At 44.2% G+C, this 19,357-nt stretch carries 12 protein-coding genes; 4 read left to right on the plus strand and 8 right to left on the minus strand.

From position 1 onward, the window contains the following. Positions 1-212: 212 nt before the first annotated feature. Positions 213-1,565, plus strand: coding sequence for a sodium-dependent transporter (locus J3492_RS01695; RefSeq protein WP_207989110.1), 1,353 nt, complete (start codon positions 213-215; stop codon positions 1,563-1,565). A gap of 138 nt (positions 1,566-1,703) precedes the next feature. On the opposite strand, the gene tgt is transcribed toward J3492_RS01695, so the two are convergent. Together tgt and asd are read right to left on the minus strand one after the other, a co-directional pair. Further along, positions 1,704-2,855, minus strand: a complete 1,152-nt coding sequence (gene tgt, locus J3492_RS01700) for a tRNA guanosine(34) transglycosylase Tgt (RefSeq protein ID WP_207989112.1) — start codon at positions 2,853-2,855, stop codon at positions 1,704-1,706. A 168-nt stretch (positions 2,856-3,023) separates the two neighbouring features. After that, on the minus strand, positions 3,024-4,157 hold the full coding sequence (asd, locus tag J3492_RS01705; protein ID WP_207989114.1) for an aspartate-semialdehyde dehydrogenase: 1,134 nt from the start codon (positions 4,155-4,157) through the stop codon (positions 3,024-3,026). A 374-nt stretch (positions 4,158-4,531) separates the two neighbouring features. Between asd and J3492_RS01710 the strand changes: the two genes are divergently transcribed. Continuing rightward, the gene (locus J3492_RS01710; RefSeq protein WP_207989116.1) at positions 4,532-5,656 is read left to right on the plus strand and encodes an endonuclease/exonuclease/phosphatase family protein; all 1,125 of its coding nucleotides are present in this window, start codon (positions 4,532-4,534) and stop codon (positions 5,654-5,656) included. A gap of 401 nt (positions 5,657-6,057) precedes the next feature. Here the strand turns inward: J3492_RS01710 and J3492_RS01715 are convergent, their stop codons facing one another. Both J3492_RS01715 and J3492_RS01720 read right to left on the minus strand, forming a co-directional pair. Next, complete coding sequence (locus tag J3492_RS01715; protein WP_207989119.1) at positions 6,058-7,461, minus strand: peptidylprolyl isomerase; 1,404 nt, start codon at positions 7,459-7,461, stop codon at positions 6,058-6,060. Between the two features lie 184 nt (positions 7,462-7,645). After that, positions 7,646-10,879, minus strand: a complete 3,234-nt coding sequence (locus J3492_RS01720) for an LPS-assembly protein LptD (RefSeq protein ID WP_243453046.1) — start codon at positions 10,877-10,879, stop codon at positions 7,646-7,648. A 439-nt stretch (positions 10,880-11,318) separates the two neighbouring features. Here J3492_RS01720 and J3492_RS01725 point away from each other — a divergent pair, with 439 nt between their 5' ends. Then, entirely contained in the window at positions 11,319-12,440 is a 1,122-nt protein-coding gene (locus tag J3492_RS01725; protein WP_207989121.1) for an aminoglycoside phosphotransferase family protein, read from the plus strand. Between the two features lie 57 nt (positions 12,441-12,497). Next, on the plus strand, positions 12,498-13,226 hold the full coding sequence (gene murU / locus J3492_RS01730; protein WP_207989123.1) for an N-acetylmuramate alpha-1-phosphate uridylyltransferase MurU: 729 nt from the start codon (positions 12,498-12,500) through the stop codon (positions 13,224-13,226). Positions 13,227-13,384: 158 nt separating this feature from the next. On the opposite strand, the gene J3492_RS01735 is transcribed toward murU, so the two are convergent. From J3492_RS01735 to J3492_RS01750, 4 genes are all read right to left on the minus strand, one after another. Further along, complete coding sequence (locus J3492_RS01735; RefSeq protein ID WP_207989126.1) at positions 13,385-13,501, minus strand: DUF2474 domain-containing protein; 117 nt, start codon at positions 13,499-13,501, stop codon at positions 13,385-13,387. Positions 13,502-13,550: 49 nt separating this feature from the next. After that, on the minus strand, positions 13,551-14,567 hold the full coding sequence (cydB, locus tag J3492_RS01740) for a cytochrome d ubiquinol oxidase subunit II (protein WP_207989132.1): 1,017 nt from the start codon (positions 14,565-14,567) through the stop codon (positions 13,551-13,553). Then, positions 14,567-16,072 (minus strand): cytochrome ubiquinol oxidase subunit I, encoded by a 1,506-nt coding sequence (locus J3492_RS01745; protein ID WP_424108368.1) that lies wholly within the window; start codon positions 16,070-16,072, stop codon positions 14,567-14,569. The genes cydB and J3492_RS01745 overlap by 1 nt, the downstream gene beginning before the upstream one ends. 347 nt (positions 16,073-16,419) lie before the next feature. Next, positions 16,420-18,876 (minus strand): esterase/lipase family protein, encoded by a 2,457-nt coding sequence (locus J3492_RS01750; protein WP_243453047.1) that lies wholly within the window; start codon positions 18,874-18,876, stop codon positions 16,420-16,422. Positions 18,877-19,357: the final 481 nt, after the last annotated feature.

Raw genomic sequence — 19,357 nt, forward strand, 5'->3', positions numbered from 1 at the left:
CGAATTGTTATGGCTTTTTGTGTTTATGACTACTTGACTTTTTAAGTCGCTTAGCAGAAACTTAGCGTCTACGATATTGTAAACAATTCTTTCGTAATGTTGCTGAGCGCGTCACATTGATGCGTAATTTAAATAGCCTATGATTGATGATGCTATTTAAGATAATCAGGGATGATTATAGACAATATTAAATAAAGCACGAGGACAAAAAAATGGCTAGCAATAAACAAGAACATGCACAGTGGGGCTCAAGCTTTGGCTTTGTGCTTGCAGCAGTAGGGTCGGCAGTCGGCTTAGGGAATATTTGGAAGTTCCCATATATGGTCGGTGAAAGTGGGGGTTCCGCTTTTGTTATTGCTTATCTCTTCTGTATTGCACTGGTTGGTTTTCCAATACTGGTCGCAGAGTGGTTAATCGGTCGCCGTGGACAAAAAAACCCTGTAAACAGTTATGCCGATGTCGCAGCCAGTGAAGGAAAGTCAAGAAGTTGGGGCATCGTTGGTGCTTCTGGTATCTTAGGCGGTTTTTTAATCCTCTCCTTTTATAGTGTGATTGGTGGTTGGGCGCTGAATTATATTACTAAAGTTGGAGCCGGGAGTTTTTCAGGTCAAGGTAGTGACTCTGTCGCTGCAACTTTTGATGCCATGCTCGCATCAGCTGGCACCTTAACCATTTGGCATACTGTCTTTATGATTATTACGGCCATTATTGTGGGTATCGGTGTGACAAGTGGTATCGAAAAAACCGCCAAAATTTTAATGCCATTATTGGGTCTTATTTTATTTGTTATTGTGGGTTACAACGTTGTCAATGGTGGCTTCGGTCAGGCTGTTGCTTATTTATTTGCCCCAGATCTTAGTAAATTAACTGCTGATGTGATGCTTGCCGCACTAGGTCACGCATTCTTTACGCTCTCTATCGGTATGGGTATTATGGTCGCTTACGGCTCATATTTGGGTCGTGAGGTGAATCTGCTAAAGACGGCACGCACCGTTGTAATTTTAGACACAGTGATTGCGTTGGCAGCCGGCCTCGCTATCTTCCCGATTATCTTTAGTAATGGTCTTGATCCTGCTGCAGGCCCAGGTCTTATTTTTGTGAGCTTACCGATAGCCTTTGGCAGCATGGGTGCAGGTACTGTTATTGGTACGCTGTTCTTCTTGTTGATTACCTTTGCAGCCATTACCTCATCGATCTCTTTACTTGAGCCTACCGTTGAGTTTTTAGAAGAGCGCACGCCGATGAGCCGAACGGTTTCAACGATTACAGCCAGTATTGTTATTTGGCTGCTTGGTATTGCTGCATTGCTATCATTCAATTTATGGAGCGACTTTACCATTATGGGTAATGGTATCTTCGATGCCTTAGATAAGCTCACCAGTAAGTTTATTCTACCATTGACTGGACTGGCCGCCATTATCTTCCTTGCTTGGAAAATGGACCAACGCAGTATCCAAGAAGAGCTTGGATTGTCTGACGGTAGTTGGCAGATCTGGCAGATTATCGCTAAGTTTGTTGCGCCAATTGCAGTAGTCGTCGTCTTTATTACCACACTAATGAGCTAATATAGACATCTATCAATAGCAGCTGACTGCTTAGTTCTAAAAATTAATAGATAATAAAGAGGGCTTAAGATGATTCTTAAGCCCTTTTTGGATTTTATCTAACTTGTATGTGAACCTGTGAGTCGATGTTGAAAGCGACTAACGCAAGTTTAATTCAGGAACGCTTTGACCACGCTTATTGTAAAACTCGCTCACAAACTCATCGAAGCTATCTTGTTCAATAGCGTCTCTAATACCTTGCATCAGACGCTGATAATAGCGAAGATTATGAATAGTCGCTAACTGCGCTCCTAGCATCTCTTTACACTTATTTAGGTGATATAGATAGGCACGGCTAAAGTTTTGACAAGTATAACAGTCGCATTCAGGGTCTAGCGGGCCTTCATCTTCTCGGTATTGACTGTTGCGTATGCGCACCACACCCGCATTATCAGCATCACCTGTGACGAAATAATGGCCGTTTCGTGCATTACGAGTAGGCATGACACAATCAAACATATCGACACCGCGACGCACGGCTTCTACGATGTCCTCAGGCTTACCGACTCCCATCAAATAGCGTGGCTTGTCCGCTGGCATGGCGTGAGGAATATAGTCTAAAACATCCATCATCTCATCTTTAGGCTCACCGACAGATAGGCCACCAATTGCATAACCGTCAAAACCAATTTTTAGTAAGCCATCGAGTGACTGCTGACGCAAATCAGGATACATACTGCCTTGAATAATACCAAATAGGGCGTTGGTGCTGCCAAGTTTTTGATGCTCATCGAGACAGCGTTGCCCCCAGCGCAGTGACAGCTCTAAAGATTTTTTGGCTTCTTCATGTGTCGCAGGGTAGGGTGTGCACTCATCAAACTGCATGACGATATCTGAATTTAAGCTGTACTGAATTTGCATCGATTTTTCAGGAGATAAAAAGACTTTCGCACCATCGATAGGAGATTTAAAATTCACACCTTCTTCGGTAATTTTACGCATAGCACCGAGACTAAATACCTGAAAGCCGCCTGAGTCAGTCAAAATCGGTTTATCCCAATGCATAAACTGATGTAAGCCGCCAAACTTATCAATAATCTCAGTACCAGGACGTAACCATAAATGAAAAGTGTTACCTAAAATGATATCAGCACCGATGTCTTTAATATCGCGTGGCAGCATACCTTTAACGGTACCATAGGTACCTACGGGCATGAAAGCTGGAGTTTGTACGTCACCGTGATTAAGATGAACGGTACCGCGTCGTGCACGTGTTTTACCGCTTGCGGTTTTATGGAGAATAAATTGCATATAATAATCGCTATCTGAGCCATGAAAATGTGGATGATTATAGCATTTTTGCGACTTTATGGGGTGAGGGGTGATTGTCGAAATAATAGACGCTAGAATAGTTGATTCGCTTTAAAACTAAAAAAGACAGCATATGCTGTCTTTTTTGAGTCAAACGATAGTAAGCCGTTAGCTGTTTTGCTCACGGATGATATTTAGCATACGACGTAGCGGCTCGGCTGCACCCCATAATAGCTGATCGCCAACGGTAAACGCTCCTAAATACTCAGGTCCCATATTGAGCTTACGTAAGCGACCAAGCGCAACGGTCAATGTGCCTGTGACTGCCACTGGCGTTAAACGGTTCATAGTGGCTTCTTTATCGTCTTCGACCAAGTCTAACCATTTATTACCGCTGTTTTTTAGTGCCGCTTCGATTTCTTCTAGCGGAATGTCTTTTTTTAGCTTGATGGTTAAGCCTTGTGCGTGACAGCGCATCGCCCCAATACGGACACACATACCGTCGATAGGGATATTGTTTTCAGCGCTATTGCCAAGAATTTTATTGGTTTCAACGCCGCCTTTCCACTCCTCTCTTGACTGCTTGTTTTCTAGCTGGGCGTCGATATAGGGAATCAAGCTGCCAGCCAAAGGTACACCAAAGTACTGTTTAGGGAAATCATCTGAGCGCTGAGTTTGAGCGATCTTTTTATCAATATCTAGTATTGCACTGGCAGGATCGGCAAGCTCATCTGCTACCGCATCACGGAGCACGCCCATACCCTCGATAAGCTCACGCATATTATTAGCACCAGAGCCGCTTGCCGCTTGATAGGTCATAGCACTGACCCACTCCACCCAGCCTTTATTAAACAGCTCACCAATCGCCATCATCATGAGGGACACTGTGCAGTTGCCACCAACAAAGTCTTTTTTGCCATTGGCTAAAGCGTCATCAATGACGTGACGGTTAACCGGGTCTAGAATGATGATACTGTCATCTTCCATACGCAGGGTGCTTGCCGCATCAATCCAGTAACCGTCCCAACCAGTATCACGTAATGGCTGGTGCACTTTAGAGGTGTAGTCGCCACCTTGACAGGTAATAATCACATCACAAGCAGCGAGTGCCTTGATATCATGAGCGTCCTTCAGTTGGCTGGCTTTTATACCATCGAATTTTGGCGCATCGCCGCCTGCATTACTGGTTGAAAAAAACACAGGTGTGATACCATCGAAGTCTTTTTCTGCCCGCATACGCTCAATGAGTACTGAGCCTACCATTCCGCGCCAACCTACCAAACCTACTGTAACATTACTCATGAAACTTAATCCTTTTTACAATTAATTGTAGCATCGCCAACCGATAACAATGCCGTGAATGACCCGAAAAAGCAAGGGGTTTTAGACGGTTTTGTCTGTTTTTATCCGACTATTAATGATACTAATCATAACTTTAGGTTATTTTTACGAATATTCATGCCAATCATCAAGTATATTGATGGTATTGCATCTGACGTTAGACAGTATATCCATACAAGTTGCTTTGTATAATGAGCATTAGGCACAAATCATACAAAGTGTTAAGGTAAAGTATTGTTTTCGGATAGGGTAATATACTTTATAAGAGTGACTCAAACTCGAGTTTCCACAGCGATTGGATCTAGTATCTACTTAATAAATGGTTAATAAAATTTATGGATATATCTTTACTATTTTATGGTATGCAATTATTAGCAGGATTTATTACCTTTGTTACCGTTTGGGGGTGGTTGCCTCTAGATTATTGGTGGGTACGTGTTGTTGATTTTCCACGTATTCAAATTATGGTGCTCGGGGTGATAGCTTGGTTAGGTATGCTAAGTTTTTTTTCACAGTGGCAAATGGTGCAGTGGGTCTTATTTATAGCTTTGAACATCACTTTGATATTTCAGCTAAGAATGGTACTGCCTTATACCAAGCTGTGGAAAAAAGAAGTCCAAACAGCGAAAAAAAAGTCTAAAGCAGAGGCCTATCAATTAAAAATCATGGTCTCAAACGTGTTAACCCCCAATGATGAGACTCATAAATTGGTTGATTTAATCCAGCAAAAGCAGCCTGATATCTTAATCACGCTTGAATCAGATGAAAAATGGCAGAATGCGCTAAATGAAATTGAACCAGACTATCCCTATACGGTTAAGGTGCCATTGGATAACCTTTATGGTATGCATTTATATTCAAAACTTGAATTGATAGATCCTACAGTTAAATATCTAATGATTGATGATATACCCTCTATTCATACTCAGCTACGCTTGGAAAATGGCCGTGTGATTTGGTTGTATTGTTTGCACCCAATGCCGCCAAGTCCGACCGAGGCAGACAAGTCGACCACGCGAGATGCTGAGCTGCTGATGGTTGGGCGTCATATTAAAGAACAAGGTCAAACGGCGATACTAGCAGGAGACCTTAATGATGTCGCATGGTCAAAGACGACCCGCCGTTTTCAGCGCATCTCGGGCCTATTAGATCCTCGTGTGGGTAGGCATTTTATCAATACTTTTCATGTTGATTATCCGTTTTTACGCTGGGCTCTGGACCATCTGTTTCATAGTGCTTGTTTTACTGTAGTCGACATTGAGCGCTTGCCATCTATTGGCTCTGATCATTTTCCTGTACTAACTACTTTACAATATGAGCCAGAAGAGGCGAGTACACAGGCAGAAAATGCGCCTACGCCACAGTCAGAGGATTTTGCAGAAACTGAGAAAAAGATTCAAGAAGGAGAGAAAGAAGGGAATAAAGTCTCAAAGGAGCACGCAAAGGAGCAGCGGTCTTAGCAATAACTGATTAAGGCGTGTTGGACATTCGAGCGCATGTAAGAGCCTAGGTAATAGTGTAAGCAAAAGCGTACAAACAATCATGCTTTTGGCGTCTATCTACCCAATTGGGTTCAGCATATAATAGCATCATCAACACAAGGATAGGCATGGATGCAGTGTTGAAACAGCCCTAACAGTACAGGTCAGCCCACTGTATGATAGGCTGTTGTTTATGACTTAGGATAAGTCGTCATGGAAGAAATAATAACAATAATATGCAGCGCCCTAAACCCGAACCAATCGCCCTAGGTTCGGGTTTTTATTTGTCTGCTGCTTTCATTTTCAAGTGACATAAAAAAAGACACGCCACTGCGTGTCTTTTTTATATTCGATAGAGGTTATGATAGGCGTAATAGCGCTTAAGGTGCTAATACCTGAATATAAGCACTGGCTTGTAACTCTTGTAACCAGTCTTCTTGAGCTTGCGGTGCTAAACGTTGATACAGTGCTTGGCGGGCCATATTGCGACGATACTGGTCACTGACATCATGTTGACGTTGACCCTCAACTTTGAGAATGTGCCATCCAAACTGGGTTTTGAACGGTGCAGAATAGTCGCCGACGCTGGTGTTTTTCATTACAGCTTCAAAGGGTGCAACCATATCATCTTCGCTGACCCATTCAAGATCGCCGCCACGGCCTGCAGAGCCTGGATCGTCAGAGTAGGTGGCTGCTAAATCTGCAAAGTCAGCCCCTTGACGCAGCTGTTCGTACAGGTCATTAATCTTTTGCTCAGCGAGCGCATCTGTTTGTAGCTCATCAACTTTTACCAAGATATGACGGGTATGCCACTGCGGGATAATCATCGTGTCGCTGGTTTTTTTATCGGCAAGTTTGATCACATCAATACCTTCAGGAGTAATGAGCGGCTCACTAACTGCGCCAATATCAAGCTTGGTTATCTCAGTTGATAGCTCAGTAGGTAGGGCAGCAGCTCTGTGAAAACCCATATCGCCCCCCTGTAGAGCTATGGGATAATCACCTTGAGAGTCATTCATGGCCATTTCAACATCTATATTAGGTGTCTGTAGGCGGGTACGTAATCTTTGAGCGACTGCCAATGCTTCGCTACGCTGAGCTGCCGACAGACGATTATAGTCATCTACATAAGGCACACGAACGTGGATGGTTTGGTATTCACTTTGATTAAGGCGTTTGGCTTCTGGAGAGGCCAAAAAGGCGTCGATATCTTGCTCGCTGATGCGCACACGATTGGCGATTTGACGTTGCTGTAAAGCTTGAATGGCCGCATCTTCAATGAGTTTTTTGCGTAAATTTGCATAGCTGCCCGCTTGCGCACTATCTAAGCGCTGCTGTAAGGTCGCAATACTGTCTAGCCCCTCAGCTTGTGCAATTTGTGCCAGCCTTTGATTGATAGCGGCTTCATCAGGCTTGAGTCCCATCCTGTTGACCAATGACAATTGTAGCTCGCGTAAAATAAGCGCATTTAACACTTCAGACTGCAGTTGAGCTGGGTTAGTAATTGGCTCTCCTGCAGCTTGTGCACGTGCTTGGCTTTGTGCCATAGCCGCCGCCAAATCACTCTTTAAAATGGCGTTGTCATTGACTAGTGCTATGATACCATCGGCGCTGTTCGCTGGCGTCAACCGAGTGCTATTGGTTTGGTTGGCAGCAGGACTCATGTCGTTTTGAGCCTGTGTAGACGTCGCTGCATTCACACTCAAGCTAAGTGCTATACCTGCACTCATGCTCATAGAAACTAATACAGCACGGCTGGCTTGTCGTAAAGAAAAAACTCTCATGATGCTCCTCATCAATGTCATCGCATTGGATGGCGTTTGGTCAATGTTATCCATAATATTATGCATGACTTTATGGTAAGTAATCAGCTATTAAATAGTCTGACCCATCATACTTTTGCATGGTTGTTCGCTAAGCTTTGACAATATAGCTTACTTAAAATTGAGCTGATCACTTGAAAAATGGCTATTCATCCTTCCAAGCGGTCTGTACCGGCTCAAACCCCAGTACCTTGTCTGTTAGCAGTCTGGTTAGGCGGCTATTATTACTGCCCAAGCCATTTAATCTAATTTCGGCCATAATCGCCTGCGTTGGCTTGTTTCTAGTATTCAGGTCATTATAATAACGTCGACCATAAACAGCAAAACCGAAGCAACAATCTTCGTAATCGACGCCAACTAGGGCATCAAGCATTTTATCACTGTTATAGTCGTACTGTCCCTGTGCCAGTACGCGCCAGTTATTGTCAAAGGGGAATATCGCCGAGGCAGTAAATGCAGACAGTGGCAGCTGATTGGTGTTGTCATCACGCATACGTTTGACAAAACCGACATTAAATAGGCTGTTGTCAGATGGCTGATAGCGTATCTCAGTAGTGACATAATTCAGGTCATAGCTGTTGGTCAGTGCACCACTCACATCGAACCAAACGTTATTGTAGGGCTGTGTGCTAGCGTCCCATACCATCCCTGATGACGAGCTGTTAAACACAGATTGCTGATCATCGAGAGTGACACGCCCATCATCGATATAAAACTGCTCTGCAATGCTAGCATCAAAACGTGTCACACCCGTTGCATCGATGTAACGATAATTAACACCTGGCGTAATGGCGTGCAAATCTTGCAAACGGTCATGCCCCAAAAACCAGCTGTCTGAATAAAGCTGCTCATAATTGATAGAGGCAATGCGAGTATTAAAGTTAGGAAGCTCGTTTTGATCTTCATATGGAGAGTAGATGTATTTGAGTCTTGGACTGAGGATTTGATAGCCGCCCATGGTGTCATCAAATGCGCCAAATGGTGAGCCACTCTTATATAGATTTAGACCTGCATCGATACTGGCCTGTGGCACAAAAACGGACTGACTGCCATCTTCTTTACTCAGCGAGTTGTCAGCCAGACTGTCTTGGTCATATGAAGTATATAAGTGCTGTAAGCTGACTTTAGGCTTTATATATCCCCACGAAGACTCAAGAGGGTAGCTGGTACTGAGTTTATTATAGACGCGTACACCACTTTTTTCTGCTTCTGAACCGTCATCAATAGATTTCTTAAAATAAGCGGAGTCATGGACGCCCGTGATATCGAAGTTTTTTAGCCAAGGCAACCGATAGTTAAGCTCCAGCTGAGGCAAGCGAGAATACGGTTTGTCTTTATCCTCCAAAGGCTCACCTGTACTAAGAAGCCCGTCAAGGGTCTGGAAGGTTTCAACCTTAAGGCCACCTGTGATGTAGTCATTGTAATAGTTTAGGCGGGCTCGTCTGGGTAAGTTCAGCGTCGTATCCGATAAACCAAGCGTATCAAAATCATCGAGATAGCTGGCATCAGAGACATAGCTATATTTAGCATCCGCACTTAACCGTGGTATATATTTGGATGACCAATAATGATCGTAGAATAAGCTGCTTCGATCTTCGTCGTCATATTGTCTGTCATTTGGTAAGTATGAGCCTGTCAGTATTCCTTCGCCATAATTTTCGGTTAAGTAGCGAAACTCACCTGAGAGCATAGGATTGCGATTGGTATAGAGGTGTGTGTTTAATGTCGCATCATAGTTGGGGGCTAAATTAAAGTAATAGGGAATATCAAGCTCCAGACCACTTTCGCTATCAATACTAGCACTGGGTAATAAAAACCCACTGCTGCGACGACTATCAATGGGAAAGTTAAAATAAGGCAAATAAAACACAGGAACGTCAGCAATGCTAAAGGTTGTGTCGTAAGCCTTACCACGGCCAGTATCCATATCTAAATCAATGCTTTTGGCATCAAACTGCCATTTGCGATTGGTCGGCGGGCAAGTGCTAAACATCACGTCATCAAGCTCATACTCGCTCTCATTAGGACGATTTAAACGCTTAGCATAACCATGGGATTGTAATGGCACACTCGCAAAAGCCACGCCGTAAGCCGTGCTTTGTCCAGATTCCGTGCTATAAGCCAGACTATCTGCTACCCCAATAAGTCCTCCTTGAGCCGCTTTTTCAGTCAGAGAAGCGCTATGGTCTTGACTGAACACTGCCGCCGTCTGACTATGCCCAATCGCCTGATCGGTGAACATCACTTCGCCTTGTGCACCAGCGATGCCATTGGTCAAATCCAGTACGATTTTATCAGCTTCGATATGCTGAGTGCCTTGGTTTAATATGACATTGCCTGAAAGCTCAGCGTAATCTACATTGTCGTAATAGCCATAATCAGACTCTGCAAATAAAGGTGCTTGGCTATTATCATCAACATTACCGCTTGACGATATATCCTGCTGTCCCTTGGTTGTCTGATAGCCAGCTTCATGTGCCGCACGCTGATAGTTCGGGTTACGCTGAGGGTAGACCCAGCGGCCTTCACAGCGCTGAGAGCTATCCACACTATGAGAAAACAAGTCTAAGTTAGTGCCACGTTTATTAATGCGCTGACTGTTAGTGAGCGCTAGGTCCGTAGCGGTTAGATTATGGTCTAATGAAGGCGCTGTATCGATTACAGTCTCTTGAGTCTGTGCTGATGAGGAGGTATCGCTATCTGGCGTCAGCTCATAAAACTCTGCCAGACGCATCAGGCTTTCTTGTATGCTTTCATCACTAACATCAAGGCGACTGTTATCAATCGCAGGATCTGTGGTTTTACTATATTGAGCACGGGTCAAGCTATGGTCTGAGTCACTCACATCATTGGCAGAAGTATGGTTCAAACTGCCTGTTTCGATATTTTCTGCTTCAATATTTTTCGTTTCGACACTTGCAACATCAGTATCCTGAACTGTCGTGGCATAGGTAGGGGTATCAAGATGCTGAGGCGTAGTCTGATAGTCTGTACTTGGGTCATCAAGGCGATCTAGCGTTATGTCTTGGTCTAAGCTTGGTTCTACCGGCTTTGCTGTGGTGGTATGATCCTTAGCCTTACTCACTATGGAGCGTGTGATGTGAATGTTTGTGCTACCAGTCGCCAGTTCAGCTTGATTGATAGGGCGGCTGTTTTCTAGATTATGTGTAGCAACTGCGTCAGCATCGAAGATATCACTATCGACTGTCTGATCGGTGGCGGCACTGTCATCCATAATATTAGGGCGATCAGCAACCAAAGGTGCGGCCGTCTGTGGATGACTGTCTGCTACCGCAACAGAGCTTATTGCTAAGCCTGTCACGCTTAAGGCACCAAATAAAATCAAACGAATACTTTGATAGAGCGGAGAATATAACAAGGGCACACCTATGATTGCCGAGCCTATGGGGCTGCGCTATTGGGTTTGATAATATGTATTAAGCTGTTAAGCATAAGAGGTCATATCGGTCAGCAGGGAGCGCAGTCAAGCAACTTAATATTATAATTATAACGCTCTAACGATTCACTGTTTGTTTTTACTATGTGCAGACTAGGGCTATAATACCGCACTCGCTCTAAAAATGGTTTAATATTTGGCTACTATATAATAGGGTGAAGTGTAAAGTTTATCGATATTACATATATTGACGACTTATCATAGTCAAAAAAAACCAAATCAGCTACACTATTGAGCAGTTTTTTAGCAAGTATTTGTCGTAATTGTTATGTGAGTCATACAGTATCAAATAGTATCGTCTAAAACTGTCACAATCATACGCCATGCTTATCATTTTTATTATTAATCTGAGATGCCACTTATGACAAATAATACCATCTTATCGCCCAAAAATTCACCGTCTATAGATAGCGCTCATGTCAATACTCGTCAGCAGCAGTTAGAGTATTGGCTACAACAACAGTTCCCTCATCAGACATTTCAGTTAGACAGCTTACCAGGGGATGCTAGTGCTCGACGATATCATCGCATAGCGTTATTTGATAGCAGTGTAGAGCAACAACCTTCGGCGCGCTATATTGTCATGGATTCTGCTGATGAACAAGATGCAATGCGACAATTTATCAATGTCACTACACTCATGGCCCCAGCCGTCAATGTGCCAGAGCTTATTGCCCAGGACTTAACCCAAGGGTTTTTGGTACTACAAGACTTTGGGACAGTAGAGTTTGCACATTTGCTGGTAAACGCTACGCCTGAACAAGTCAATAACAACTATCAGTTGGCGATGCAAACACTCATTGAGCTACAAAAAATCTCTGTAGAGCGGGCACGCATAGCGCATCAGCTCCCCGATTATGACACGGTGTTGCTCAATCGAGAGATGGACTTGTTTTGTGATTGGTTTGTTCCTTTTATTGGTGTCAGCGTTGAGGCGTCGCTATGGACAAACTTGAAGTCAGCACTGATTGAACAAGTTTTATCACAGCCTACAGTGGTCGTTCATCGTGACTATCACAGCCGAAATCTGATGCAAGACCAAGCAGATGATCAGCGTTTAGGTGTGATTGATTTTCAAGATGCCGTGATAGGGTCTTATACTTATGACTTGGTCTCACTACTGCGGGACGCTTATGTTGACTGGCCTGAGAGTCAAATCAAACAATGGGTAAATGACTTTTGGCAGATGCAAAAGCAGGCCGGTCTAATCACATCAGAAAATATAGAGCAGCTTGAAAACGATGTAAATGTCATGGGTGTGCAGCGGCATCTTAAGGTGCTGGGGATTTTTGTTCGCTTGTCTGAGCGTGATGGTAAAGACCGCTATTTAGCTGATATTCCTAAGGTCATGCGTGATCTGGTTTTTGAGCTCAATTGGCTTGCTGAGCAAGGCAGTGATGATATAAAGCAAGCAGTGCTGCCTTTTAATGCATGGCTAAAAGAGACTGTATTGCCAGCTTATCAAGATACGTTTGCTCAGTAGCTTGCAAATAAGCTGCTTCTTAGGGTTATATTTTTACGCTTTAAAAAAGGAAAGACTATGTCCGTAATCACGCAAGCCATGATCTTAGCTGCAGGTAAAGGGACACGTTTACGTCCATTGACGCTTGAGACGCCTAAGCCTTTAGTGGAGGTAGGCGGGCAGCCACTAATTGTATGGCATATTAAAGCGCTACAAGCTGCAGGTGTTACTGATATCACCATAAATGCATCATGGTTGGCTGACAAGCTGATCAATGTGCTTGGTGATGGGACACAGTATGGGGTGAATTTGCATTGGTCGATAGAAGAAAACGAGCCGTTAGAGACTGCTGGTGGTATTTTTCAAGCGCTACAAAACAACAAACTAAAGGATGCGCCGTTTATTTTAGTAAACTCAGATGTTTGGACGACTTATGACTTTGCTAAACTGCACAATTATGACCTCAGTCATGATCAAAAAGCACATCTATTATTGATTGATAATCCAGCGCACAACAGCGGTGGCGATTTTGCGATCAATAGTGGACTGGCTAGCGAACAAGCAGTTGCCGATGCAGATAAGTTTACCTTTGCAGGTATCAGCGTCATGTCACCACGATTGGTCGATGGGTTGGTGCAAGGTCAACCTGCGGCGCTTGCGCCCCTGCTTAAGCAGGCGATGCTAAAGCTGCAAATCACTGCTGAGGTCATTGACGATAACTGGGTAGACGTTGGTACGCCTGAACGCTTAGAGCAGATAAATGCGTTTCTCGCCACTCAAGATGCAGTGGCTCATCGCGGTATATAGATTAGCCCGAAAGCGCTACTGGTATACATTTTTCAATTGTATCTACTATAACAGCCCTAACGATAGTGAAAGCTGTCGTTAGGGATTTTTAGTAAGCCATATATAAGGCTGTCGGCTGATGGTCTTAAACAAAGATAGCTTTTAGTTTAAATAGTTCATTAAACCCCCATCGCTAGTCTAATCAGCTGAGCGATAGTAAACACAACCAAAAACCCTGCTAAGTATAGACCAATAAACCATGCCCATTGTGCTTGCTTCTTACTGAGCTTTTTCATGGCACCTACCTGCTTCATAACGATATAAAAAAGTATTTGTGGCTGATTCTTAATACATAGGTTTATGATCAGATTTTCCTTTAAACGTATAATAGGCATAAGCAGTATAACTTAGGATGATCGGTAGCATGATGAGCGCGCCCACCAACATGAAAGATAGCGAAGTGTCAGCAGCAGCGGCTTCATATATCGTCATCTGGTACGGTACGATATAAGGAAATATCGCCGCACACACACCCAAGTAACCGGTCAAAAATAGTGCCACGGTCAATAGAAAAGGGCGGTACTCACGCTCAGTTTTTAGGTCTTTATGCATCAGGATAAATACCAACACAGCGATAATAGGTAGGGGCGCCACATAAACTAAGGTAGACAAAGTAAACCAGCTCTCAAGCGCTTCAATATAAGAGAAATAAGTGGCTATGGTAACCACCACCATAGCGACAAGCAGCGCCGTCAACAACCAACCTGAGACTTTGCGTGCCCATGCTTGTAAGCTGTGCTCAGTCTTGATAATCAACCAAGTAGAACCAAGCAACGCATAACCTATGATGACGGCCACACCGCAAAGTAAAGAAAACGGCGTGAGCCAATCAAAGTCGCCACCAGCATACAAGCGATTGCTCGCCTCAAGCCCTGTTATCAGTGCGCCTAACATCACGCCCTGAAAAAATGCAGCAGCAATGGAGCCAACAAAAAAGAAACTGTCCCATACGTAGCGCATAGAAGAAGATTTGAAGCGAAACTCAAATGCCACTCCGCGCATGATCAGCCCAAACAACATAAAAATGACGGGTAAATAAAGACCCGACATGATAATACCGTAAGCCACAGGAAAGGCTGCAAATAACCCACCACCCCCAAGCACCAGCCAGGTCTCGTTACCGTCCCAAAATGGAGCGATAGAGTTCATGATGCGACTACGGTTTTTATCTGAGCCTGCAAATGGAAATAAAATACCACAGCCTAAATCAAAGCCGTCGAGTAACACATAGATAAAAACCGAAAGTGCAATGAGCCCGCCCCAGATTAAGGGCAAATCTAATACATCACCGTAGTTAAACATTAGCGTAACCCTCCATCATCGCTGTCATTAGCAGGGGTATCTAAATCCTCTGGCTCTTTTTTAGAGTGCGCTGCTGGGCGACTGTCACCACTTAAGGTACGACCTTGACCTTCAGTAACTGAATGTTCATAGAAGTTATCATCAGCGGGGTCTTCATACGGCTTGGGGCCTTGAGCAATCAAACGCAGGATATAAAAACTGCCTGCACCAAAAACAAAAACATAGAGCACAATAAAGCCAATCAAAGTTGCTGCTACTTGCTGAGCTGCCACAGGAGAGATGCTTTCTGCTGTGCGAATCACCCCATAAACCGTCCATGGTTGACGGCCAACTTCGGTGACAAACCAACCAGCCAGTAATGCTATGAACCCCATCGGTGTCATCAGCATCCAGACACGGTGAAAAGTCTTGCTATTAGGGCTAAACTGTTGTTTTTTGAAATACTTATAAAGACTAAATAATCCGACCAACACCATCAGCGTGCCAATACCGACCATGATGCGAAACGCCCAAAACACAATAGCAACTGGCGGTTGATCTTCTGGTGCCCAGTTTTTAAGGCCTTTTACCTCTCCATCAAAAGAATGAGTCAAAATCAATCCGGATACATAAGGAATGCTGATCTCATATTTATTGGTTTGGTTTTTTTGGTCAGGAATAGCAAAAAGACGTAAAGCTGCGCCACGTTCGTCCTCCCAGATGCCTTCCATGGCAGCGACTTTTGCTGGTTGATGCTCTAGGGTGTTTAAGCCATGTTCATCACCAATCAGTACCTGTGCAGGCGCCACAAATATAGCCATGATCATTGCCATGCCAAGCATCACTTGGCCATGTCTACGGTGTTCAGTATGGCGCTTGGACTGTAAATAATAGGCACCGATACCACCCACCACAAAAGCTGTCGTCAAAAACGCAGCGGTTATCATATGGACGTAGCGATAAGGAAAAGAGGGGTTAAATATAATCTCAAGCCAATTAACTGGGTAGAGCAGACCGTCAGTACCAATCATAAAGCCTTGTGGTGTCTGCATGAAGCTGTTGGCGGATAAAATCCAAAATCCAGAAATAAGTGTGCCGACAGCTACTATAGCGGTCGACGCAAAGTGCATGCGCTTACTGACACGGCCCCACCCAAAGAGCATAATACCTAAAAATGACGCTTCTAAAAAAAACGCAGTCAATACTTCATAAGCGAGTAAAGGTCCTAGGACGTTACCAGCTTTATCAGAAAACACGGCCCAATTGGTACCAAACTGGTAGGACATGACAACGCCTGAGACGACGCCCATGCCGAAAGTCACCGCAAAAATCTTTACCCAATGTTTATACACTTCGGCATAAATAGAGTCGCCTGTTTTGAGCCAGCGGAACTCAAGAACCGTTAACCAACTGGCAAGGCCAATCGTAAAAGCTGGAAAAATAATATGCCATGAAATAACAAAAGCGAACTGGATACGTGCGAGCATTAAGGCATCGAGTTGGTCTATCATAAGTGTAGCGAACATAAGCGCTTGCCTTTATTGGTTGGCCAAATAGCGTTAGCTTCCATCATACGACCCAGTCATCGCCCGCAACTTTTGAATCGCAGCTCATAAAAAATATTTATAGCTGTAGCGCAGGGTCATTTAGGCGTCGATTTTGCTTAAAACTGACTATAGTCCATGAAATATCTAAATATTATGCGCTTCAAGATAATGATGCGCAAGCATCTGGCGATGACCGCTATAGGACTGTCTACGTCAAGCAAGGCGACAAGTTGGCAGTTTCAGGCGAAAACACGCCATACATTATTATGTATTAATAATGTATGGCAGTAAGGTGTGAAGAACGTTTTGATTGCTGTTACCGAGCGTTATTGTTGTAACTGCTGATGCAAAATACGCCGCAAAGTAAGGATGGTTTGCGGATTGGTTTGGATACTATGGCCGCCATTAATTATGGTCTCCGATGCGGCACCATCGAGGTGAGCACTGGTATAAGGCACGATACCGTCCGATAGACGCTCAGTAAGTGCTTGGCTGATGTCTTCATTTACTGATACGGCGGCGACAAGTGGCTTGTTTTTTTCTGTGTCTTCTGCATCGCTCTTTGCAGCAGTTGCAGCTTTGGACAAATCAATTTTGATACTGCCGGACTGCATTTGCGCCAACCCTTTCGTGATATCTGCATCGTTGTTAGCAATGATAGAATGATAGGTGATGCGCTCATTGATGGTGATGTCACGGGTTAGCTGAATGAAGGATGATTTGTCACTCAGCTGGCTGGCACCATTTTCTAGATACAAAGCGCCAAGCGGACTCTCTGCTAGCTCACCTTGGGTCGCAATAGTCGCTAGATTGTCAGTGATGGTCTTTACCAGACCGACGGGCAAATAGACGATACGACGTAAGGCACGAGTAAACCATCGATCTGCATAATCTGTGCCCCTAAAAGGTGCCGACAAAAACACGGCTGTATCCACTTGTGGTAATGCTTGTAGTTTGAAGCGCTCTTGTAGCTGCTGCTTGCCAAACGATGCTTTTAGTGCCTCACGGATTTGGCGTTTTTCGCTACTTGAGAGCATGCCTTGATTGTCCAGCCTATCCAAATCGTTGAGCAAATTGTCATCTGACAGCATCATGCGAGCGATGATGGCACCCATACTGTGACTAATAATGACACTATTTTTGCTGGCACGGTTTTGTGCTGTGGGGTCGGTCTGCTCATAAGTGGTATTAATCAAACGCTGAATTTGATAGCGGTTTTCTAAAATAGGCAGATTGGTTGGATAAAAAATCTGCCACACTTGATAGTTATCACGCAAAGCATCGTCGTTCAAAATATCGTTGGTGAGGTTTACCCAAGTGGCAGGACTAGAGGCCAATCCATGTAACATGATCAGCACACGTTTATCAGGATCATAAGGCTCAAGCATGAATAATCGAGGGAGAGTGGTTTCTGGTCGCCGAGTGATTAGGTTTAAGTAGCCGACACTGTCAAGCTGGTTTTCTGCTAGCCAGAGTCCATAGCCGGCAGAAAAGTTCGCAGCAAGTGGGTAGTCGTTACCCAAGATATTTATGCTATTACTGCGATAGGGGTTGTATAAGTGAACATCAAGCTGGTCACTGCTAAGCACATCTAAGACGCTATCGCCTTTGGGTTTTATGAGTCCTGTTATCAACAGATGGCCAGTTGGGTAGATGCGAGTACTAGGGTCGCTGTCATCACTACTGGCAGCATGTACTGTCTTGGACAGTCTGCCTGATAAAGATGAGGCCAGCAGTTGGCGTACGGTGGTGGTATAGCGTTCATTCAATGATGCTACCAAGGTAACCCCGAGCCCAGGACGTTTGCTGATCGAGTTTAAGCCGTTAAGACGAAGTTGTGAGGTGGATACCAGCTCTGCAAGCGCAGAGGTTTGGTTTTGTGCGTTTTGTAGGTAGTTGTTTTCATTAGGCAAGTGAATATCTAACCTATAGTTATCAACTTTCATCGTCATGACGTTGATTTGATCGGTAGGTTTGCCGCTTAAAGGTGCCAAGTTGGCCACAGTGGCGGTGTCACTATCATTGATATCGGTACTGATCTGCAGGTGTTGCTTTTTTATGTGACCGGTCAGCTTGTTAGGGCTGTCGGCTGACTCGTATAATTGGGTAATGACATCGTTGCTGGCTGCATGGTAGATGTCTTGTGTTTGGATATCGACATCGCTTGGGATACTGTGTGTTTGGCGTCTGACGGCTTGGTCTGTATCCTCTTCTTCAACCTCTTCAAAGTCATGAGCTAGGTTGTCAAAAAACAGATAGGTATAGCTGGACTTAATGGCATCAAAAAGCTGAGTTTGATAGTTGATAAGACAAGCACTGGTGTTTTCTTTTTGTGCCGCCTCCTCTTCAGCGCTTAAAGGTGCGTTGGCATAATAAGGGTCAAGAGGCGGACGTAATAATGCTAACTGGCAATCTTGCGAGTCTGCTAGCTGACGTGCTTTTGCATAATGTAGCTCAGCAAAAATAGCCAATGCAGATCGATAATGCTTATTGAGCATACTGTCTGTCAGTTGTGTTAAGCATAGATCAAAGTTTTGCATACAGGCTTGCTCATCAAGCCCTGCAGAGAGTAAAGTCGAGACAGTCGTGCTACTCAGTTGGTTTTCGGTAACGATGTTGCCCCGCTCGGCGGCAATGGTCTTTGCTTGTGACTGAGTTTTTACTGAAACGGTGCTACACGCCGGTAGCAATAATGTGACCGCTGTCAGTATGGCCGCTGCTGCAATAGATGTGGACTTTTTCTTCATATATGTCGCTGCAACAGCGCTATGGTCGGCAAGCATAAATGGCCTCAAAAGTAGCAAGAATAAAGGGGTAGTTATTTGGATAGGGCTTAGGATCTATAGTCAAGGAATTTCAAAATCGCTACAAGGCGACCGGCCGCAGACAGTATACTAAGTAAATCTAGGGCGGGTAACACCGTACGGTTTAAAAGTACTCCGACTATATTGAGCCCTCGCCAGTACTTGGCATCAGCGCTAGGGTTAAACGCTCAGTATGCCTTATTACATGTTGGTAAGTTTAGCGTAACTTTTAGCGTTAGACTAGGGCGCGCCCTAAATAACGTATCCATTTTATTTAGTATCGACTATATTATGATGCCAAGATAGAAGCCATTGAGTATTTGACTGTAGCCTTGATAGAGATAAAGTACAGATGGTAAATAACATCATAAAAAACGCCTTATCTTATTGATAGATTATCAACAAGATAAGGCGTATTTGGTCGCTAAGTCAGCTGGCCTTCAGCCGTAAACAGATGAAG

The organism is Psychrobacter coccoides, from assembly GCF_017498085.1.
Classification (GTDB): domain Bacteria; phylum Pseudomonadota; class Gammaproteobacteria; order Pseudomonadales; family Moraxellaceae; genus Psychrobacter; species Psychrobacter coccoides.